The organism is uncultured Amaricoccus sp. (genome assembly GCF_937858865.1).
GTDB lineage: Bacteria > Pseudomonadota > Alphaproteobacteria > Rhodobacterales > Rhodobacteraceae > Amaricoccus.
The window spans coordinates 1-6642 of record NZ_CALLYO010000248.1 but is presented as its reverse complement, the minus strand read 5'-3'; the positions used below and the strand labels follow the sequence as shown (position 1 = coordinate 6642).

The following is a 6642-nucleotide window of genomic DNA, read 5'->3' as shown; positions in this document are numbered from 1 at the left end:
GTCCCGTCCCCTTCCACCAGGTACTTGAAGCTCGTGAGCTGCTCCGCCCCCACCGGCCCCCGCGCATGCAGCTTCCCGGTGGCGATGCCGATCTCCGCCCCCATGCCGAACTCGCCGCCGTCGGCGAACTGCGTCGAGGCATTGCGCATCAGGATCGCGCTGTCCAGCCGCTCGAAGAAGCGCGCCGCCGCGGCGTCGTCCTCGGTCAGGATGCAGTCGGTATGCTGCGAGCCGAACCTGCGGATGTGCGCGATCGCCCCGTCCACCCCGTCGACCAGCTTTGCTGCGATGATCATGTCGAGGAACTCGCGCCCCCAGTCGTCGCTGCCCGCCGGCACCACGCCCGGCAGCCCGAGCAGGTCGTCGTCGACGCGCACCTCGACGCCGGCCTCCACCAGGTCGGTGACGAAGGGCGCCCCCTCCGCCTCCCAGAAGGCCCGGTCGATCAGCAGGCACTCCGCCGCGCCGCAGATCCCCGGCCGCCGCGTCTTGGCGTTGAGGATCACCGCCCGCGCCTTGGCGAGATCGGCCGCCCGGTCGACGTAGATGTGCACGATCCCCTCGAGATGGGCGAAGACCGGCACCCGCGCCTCGGCCTGCACCCGCCCGACCAGCCCCTTGCCGCCGCGCGGCACGATGACGTCGATGAAGCGCGTCATGGTCAGCATCTCGCCCACCGCCGCCCGGTCGCTCACCGGCACCAGCTGGATCGCCGCCTCCGGCAGCCCGGCCGCCGCCAGCCCCGCCGCCAGCCCGGCGTGGATCGCCCGCGCCGAGCGCAGCGACTCCGAGCCGCCGCGCAGGATCGCCGCGTTCCCCGCCTTCAGGCAGAGGGCGCCTGCGTCGGCCGTCACGTTCGGCCGGCTCTCGAAGATGACGCCGATCACCCCGAGCGGCGTCCTGACCCGCCGGATGTGCAGCCCCGAGGGCCGGTCCCATTCCGCCATCACCTGCCCGACCGGATCGGGCTGCGCCGCGATCGCCCTGAGCCCCTCGACCATGCCGGCGATCCGCGGCTCGGTCAGCTCCAGCCGGTCGAGCATCGCCGCCGGGAGCCCCTTCGCGCGGGCATCCGCCATGTCGCCGGCATTGGCGGCGAGGAGCGCCGCGCGCTCCGCCCAGATCGCGTCCGCGGCCGCCCGCAGCGCCGCGTCCTTCTGCGCCGACGGCGCATGGGCGAGCTCGGCCGCCGCGGCGCGCGCCCGCTCGCCCATCTGCTGCATCAGCGCCGTCACGTCGAGCATAGCGTCCATGCCCCTTCTCCTCAGAGCGCCAGGTCGTCCCGGTGCACCAGCGCCGCCCGCCCGGGATGCCCGAGGATCCCGGCGATGCGGTCCGAGCGGTGCCCCATGATGAGCCGCGCCTCGAAGGCATCGTACCCCGCCAGCGCCCGCGCCACCACCGCCCCGTCCGGCCCGAGCACCTCGATCGGGTCGCCGCGGCGGAATCCGCCCTCGACCGCGGTCACCCCGGCCGGCAGGAGCGACTTGCCGCGCCCGAGCGCCGCGACGGCGCCCGCGTCGACCGTCACCCGCCCGCGCGGCTTCATCCCCGAGATCCAGCGCTTGCGCGCCACCCGCGGGTCGCCGTGCGCCTCGAACCAGGTGCAGGGCGCCCCCGCCGCCAGCGCCGAGATCGGCCGCAGCACGTCACCGGCGCTGATCGCCATGGCGCAGCCGGCGCGGGTCGCGGCGCGGGCGGCGATGATCTTCGTCTTCATCCCGCCCTTGGCCAGCGTCGTGCCGGCCTCGCCCGCCATCGCCTCGATCTCGGGCGTGATGGCCGTCACCCGCTCGAGCCGGCGCGCCGCGGGGTCGACGCGCGGGTCGGCGGTATAGAGCCCGTCGACGTCGGAGAGGAGGAAGAGCAGGTCGGCCCCCGCCATGCTCGCCACCTGCGCCGCCAGCCGGTCGTTGTCGCCGTAGCGGATCTCGTCGGTCGCCACCGTGTCGTTCTCGTTGACGATCGGCACCACGCCGAAGTCGAGCAGCGTCCCGAGCGTCCGGCGCGAGTTCAGGTAGCGCCGCCTCACCTCGCTGTCCTCCAGCGTCACCAGCACCTGCGCCGCGGTCAGCCCGTGCGGCGCCAGCACCGTCTCGTAGGCCCGCGCGAGGCGGATCTGCCCGACCGCCGCCGCCGCCTGGCTCTGGTCGACCGAGAGGCCGGCCTCCGGCAGCCGCAGCACCCGCCGCCCGAGCGCGATCGAGCCGGAGGAGACGAGGATCACGTCCTTGCCCTGCTCGCGCAGCTCGGCGACGTCCGCCGCCAGCCCCTCGAGCCAGTCGATCCGGAGCCGCCCGGTCCCGGCCTCGACAAGCAGCGCCGAGCCGATCTTCACCACCACCCGGCGCGCCGCGGCGATCCGCGCCGCCGAGCCCGCCGCCGCAGGCTCGGGCGGGGTCGCGATCATGGCTGCCATGGCGCATCCGCCGCTTGCGGCGCCCGCGCCGCGTCGATCGCCGCACGCAGCGCACGCAGCACCTCCGTCACCCCCTGCCCGGCCGCGCCCGAGAGCGCGTGCACCGGCATCCGGGCAACCGCCGTCAGCCGGGCGCAGCGCGCGGCCACCTCTCCGGCGTCGAGCGCGTCGATCTTGTTGAGCGCGAGCACGCGCGGCTTCTGCGCCAGCCCCGCGCCATAGGCCTCGAGCTCGCGCACGATGACGCGCCAGTCGTCCTCGAACGTCTCCGAGGTGCCGTCGACCAGGTGCAGGAGCACCGCGCAGCGCTCGAGATGGCCGAGGAAGGCGTCGCCCAGCCCCCTGCCCTCGCTCGCCCCCTCGATGAGGCCCGGGATGTCGGCGAGCACGAACTCCGCCCCGTCGATCCCGACGACGCCGAGCCCGGGATGCAGCGTGGTGAACGGATAGTCGGCGATCTTCGGCCGCGCGTTCGAGACCGCGGCGAGGAAGGTCGACTTCCCCGCATTCGGCAGCCCGACCAGCCCGGCGTCCGCGATCAGCTTCAGCCGCAGCCAGAGCGTGCGCTCCACCCCCGGCTGGCCGGGATTGGCGCGGCGCGGCGCCTGGTTGGTCGCGCTCTTGAAGCGCAGGTTCCCCCAGCCGCCGTTGCCGCCCTCGGCCAGCGTCACCCGCTGGCCGGGGCGGGTCAGGTCGGCGACCAGCGTCTCGCCGTCCTCCTCGAGGATCTCGGTCCCGACCGGCACCTTCAGCACCACGTCGGGCGCGCTCCGCCCGGTGCGCTGCCGCCCGGCGCCCGGCTGGCCGTTCTTCGCGAAGAAATGCTGCCGGTAGCGGTAGTCGATCAGCGTGTTCAGCCCCTCGACCGCCTCGGCGATCACATCGCCCCCCTTGCCGCCGTCGCCGCCGTCCGGGCCGCCGAACTCGACGAACTTCTCGCGGCGGAAGCTGACGCAGCCCGCCCCGCCGCCGCCCGAGCGCACCTCGATGCGGGCATGGTCGAGGAACTTCATCGCGCCCCGCCCCCGGCCGTGCTCCCGGCTGCCCGGCGGTAGCGGAAGGTCGGCACCATCGCGCCGCGCGCCAGCGAGAAGGCCTCGCCCTCGCCCTCCCAGGCGAAGCCCGCCCGCGTCAGCACCCGCACCGAGGCGGGATTGTCCTGGAAGACCTCGGCCACCAGCTCGCCGAGGCCCGCCGCGTCGGCCCGCCCGACCAGCGCCTCGACCGCCTCGCTGGCATAGCCGGTGTTCCAGAAGGCCGGCGCCACCCAGTAGCCGATCTCGGCCAAGCCCTCGCCCTTCGGGCGCAGGCTGATCAGCCCGACCAGCCCGTTGCCGCCGTCCTCGCCGCTGTCGAGCGCCCAGTGCCGCTCCTCCGTACCCGCCGCGCCGGCGCGCTCGATGAAGGCCTCCGCCGCGCCGGGCGGATAGGGGTGCGGGATCGACTCGGTCGCCAATGCCACCCGCCGGTCGCTGCAGTAGAGCCCGACGAGCGCGGCATCGCGCGCGCGGAGCGGGCGCAGCCGCAGCCGCGGCGTCGCGATCTCGGGCTCGATCGGGAGCTTCGTTCCCGTCATCGGGAAATCCTCGCGCGAAAACGAGAGAAGGCCGGCGCTGCCGCCGGCCTTCTCGGGATACTGTCGCCCGATGGGCTGCGGCTATTCCGCGGCCGCGGCCGGCGGGAGCACCGAGATGAAGGTGCGCCCGCGGAAGCCGGTGTGGAAGCTCACCTGCCCCTCGGTCACCGCGAAGATGGTATGGTCGCGCCCGAGCCCGACGCCTGCGCCCGGCCAGAACTTGGTGCCGCGCTGGCGCACCAGGATGTTCCCCGGCACCACCGCCTCGCCGCCGAACCGCTTCACGCCGAGCCGCCGGCCCTTGCTGTCGCGGCCGTTCCTGGACGAGCCGCCCGCCTTCTTGTGTGCCATCCCTCAGGCCTCCTTCAGTTCGCCGCCGCGGGCTCGAGCGCCGGCTCGGCCTCCACGGGCTTCTCGGCCTTCGCCTTGGCCGCCTTGGCGCCGCCGGCGATGATGTCGATGATCCGGACGCGCGTCAGCTGCTGCCGATGGCCGCGCTTGCGCTGCGAGGAATGCTTGCGCCGGCGCTTCACGAAGGAGACGACCTTCGGCCCCTTCACCTGCTCCAGCACCTCGGCTTTGACGCTCGCGCCCGCGACGAGCGGCGCGCCCACCGTCACCTCGTCGCCGCCGAGCATCAGCACCTCGTCGAAGCTCACCGTCGCGCCCTGCTCGGCCACGAGCTTCTCGACCGTGATAACGTCGTTTGCGGCAACCCGATACTGCTTGCCGCCGGTCTTCACCACCGCGAACATCCGCGTTCTTCCTTCTTCACCCCGCGTCCTGCGGCCCCGGCCCTGCCGGCGTTCCCGCGGGGGGTGCCCCCGCGCCTGCGGACTGCGCGCTTGCATAGCTTGCCCCCGCCGGACGCACGGCCCCGCGGAAGGCCGCCTATATGGATAAGTCAGTACTGACTGTCAAGCAGGGCGCAGACCGCCCCCTCAGACGATCCGCCGCAGCAGCGCGAGGAAGCGCTCCCGCTCGGCCGGCGAGAGCGGCGCCAGCGTCCGCTCCGTCGCCTCGTGCGCCCTCTCCTTCAGCGCCTCGAAGAGCGCGCGCCCCTCCGGCGAGAGATCGACGATCAGCCGCCGGCGGTCCTCCTCGCTCGGCGTCGTCGTCACCAGCCGCCGCTTCACCAGCCGCCCGACGACCCCCTTGATCGTCGCCGCGTCCATCGCCGTCGCCCGCCCGAGCTGGTTCTGCGACATCGGCCCGAGCTCGGCCAGCCGCGCCAGCGCCGCGAGCTGCGTCGTCGTCACCTCGGGGACCACCGTGCCGAAGACCGAGAGATGCCGCTGGTTCGCCCGCCTGAGCATGAAGCCCACCGCGTCGTCGAGCCGGTACTCCCCCGCCATCGCCCCCTCCCCCCTCGCTGCCGCACCCGCGCCGAACCTTGACAGGTCGCGGTGCCGGCCGCAAACTAATTTGCACACATACGAACGCCCGGACAGGGGCGTCCTCGACGGGAGGTGCTGGCGGGAGAGCATGGTCTACGACCGCCCCGAGACGCTGACCGACGCGCTGGCGATCCTCGCGCGCGCGCCCCGCACGCTCCTCGCGGGCGGCACCGACCTCTACCCGGCCACCACGGCGCCCGAGCTCGCCGGGCCGGTCCTCGACATCACCGCCATCCCCGAGCTCGCCGGCATCTCCCGCCGCGACGGCCATCTCCGCATCGGCGCCTGCACCCCCTGGGCCGCGATCCGCGACGCCCCGCTCCCGCCGGCCTGCGACGCGCTGCGCGCCGCAGCGGCCGGGGTCGGCGGTGTGCAGATCCAGAACGCCGGCACCATCGGCGGCAACCTCTGCAACGCCTCCCCCGCCGCCGACGGCGTGCCGCCGCTCCTCGCCCTCGACGCCGAGGTCGAGCTCGCCGGCACCCTCGCCGGGACCCTCGACGGCACCCCCGCCACCCGCCGCCTCCCGCTCGCCGCCTTCCTCGCGGCACCGCGCACCACCGCCCGCCGCCCCGACGAGATCCTCTCCGCCGTCCTCCTCCCCGAGCGCGCCCTCGCCGGCCGCTCCGCCTTCGGCAAGCTCGGCGCTCGCGCCCACCTCGTCATCTCCATCGTCATGGTCGCCGCCCGCATCGTCACCGAGGGCGGCCGCATCACCGCCGCCGCCCTCGCCGTCGGCGCCGCCGGCCCGGTCGCCTGCCGCCTCCCCGCCCTCGAGGCCCGCCTCCGCGGCACCACCGGCACCGTCCCGATCACCCCGGCCGACCTCGCCCCCCTCTCCCCGATCGACGACGTGCGCGCCACCGCCCCTTACCGCCGCGAGGCCGCCGCCGAGCTCCTCCGCCGCGCCATCGCCGAGGCCTGCGCGTGAACCTCCTCCGCCCCTCGCTCGCCTTCACCCTCAACGGCCGCCCCGCCGCCTTCGACGCCCCGCCGACCCGCCGCCTCTCCCAGCTCCTGCGCGAGGACGCCGGCCTCACCGGCACCAAGGTCGGCTGCGACGCCGGCGACTGCGGCGCCTGCACCGTGCTCCTCGACGGCGCCCCAGTCTGCGCCTGCCTCACCCCGGCCGCCCGCGCCGCCGGCCGCAGCGTCACCACCGTCGAGGGCCTCGCCGGGGCCGGCACCCTCTCCCGCCTCCAGGCCGCCTTCCTCCGCCACGGCGCCGCCCAGTGCGGCATCTGCACCCC

General features: G+C 74.9%; 9 protein-coding genes. 2 read left to right on the top strand and 7 right to left on the bottom strand.

Going from position 1 to position 6642, the window contains the following annotated elements:
- From Q0112_RS06880 to Q0112_RS06850, 7 genes are all read right to left on the bottom strand, one after another.
- Positions 1-1253, bottom strand: a 1253-nt coding sequence (locus tag Q0112_RS06880) for a glutamate-5-semialdehyde dehydrogenase (RefSeq protein WP_297973131.1), incomplete at its 3' end; no start/stop codon positions are given.
- Positions 1254-1264: 11 nt separating this feature from the next.
- On the bottom strand, positions 1265-2410 hold the full coding sequence (gene proB / locus Q0112_RS06875; protein WP_297973134.1) for a glutamate 5-kinase: 1146 nt from the start codon (positions 2408-2410) through the stop codon (positions 1265-1267).
- Positions 2407-3432 (bottom strand): GTPase ObgE, encoded by a 1026-nt coding sequence (gene obgE / locus Q0112_RS06870; protein WP_297973129.1) that lies wholly within the window; start codon positions 3430-3432, stop codon positions 2407-2409. The genes proB and obgE overlap by 4 nt, the downstream gene beginning before the upstream one ends.
- The gene (locus tag Q0112_RS06865; protein WP_297973126.1) at positions 3429-3995 is read right to left on the bottom strand and encodes a GNAT family N-acetyltransferase; all 567 of its coding nucleotides are present in this window, start codon (positions 3993-3995) and stop codon (positions 3429-3431) included. Before Q0112_RS06865 ends, obgE begins: the two co-directional genes overlap by 4 nt.
- Before the next feature lie 81 nt (positions 3996-4076).
- Entirely contained in the window at positions 4077-4346 is a 270-nt protein-coding gene (rpmA, locus tag Q0112_RS06860) for a 50S ribosomal protein L27 (RefSeq protein WP_297973123.1), read from the bottom strand.
- A 14-nt stretch (positions 4347-4360) separates the two neighbouring features.
- Positions 4361-4750: a 50S ribosomal protein L21 gene (gene rplU / locus Q0112_RS06855; RefSeq protein ID WP_324564635.1), complete on the bottom strand. Its 390-nt coding sequence runs from the start codon at positions 4748-4750 to the stop codon at positions 4361-4363.
- Positions 4751-4936: 186 nt separating this feature from the next.
- On the bottom strand, positions 4937-5350 hold the full coding sequence (locus Q0112_RS06850; protein WP_297973121.1) for a MarR family transcriptional regulator: 414 nt from the start codon (positions 5348-5350) through the stop codon (positions 4937-4939).
- A gap of 130 nt (positions 5351-5480) precedes the next feature.
- On the opposite strand from Q0112_RS06850, the gene Q0112_RS06845 reads away from it, so the two are divergent.
- Positions 5481-6323 carry an FAD binding domain-containing protein gene (locus Q0112_RS06845; RefSeq protein WP_297973119.1) on the top strand — a complete coding sequence of 281 codons (843 nt, stop codon included), beginning with the start codon at positions 5481-5483 and terminating at the stop codon, positions 6321-6323.
- The coding region (locus Q0112_RS06840) for a 2Fe-2S iron-sulfur cluster-binding protein (protein WP_297973117.1) at positions 6320-6642 on the top strand (323 nt) is incomplete at its 3' end. The genes Q0112_RS06845 and Q0112_RS06840, both read left to right, overlap by 4 nt.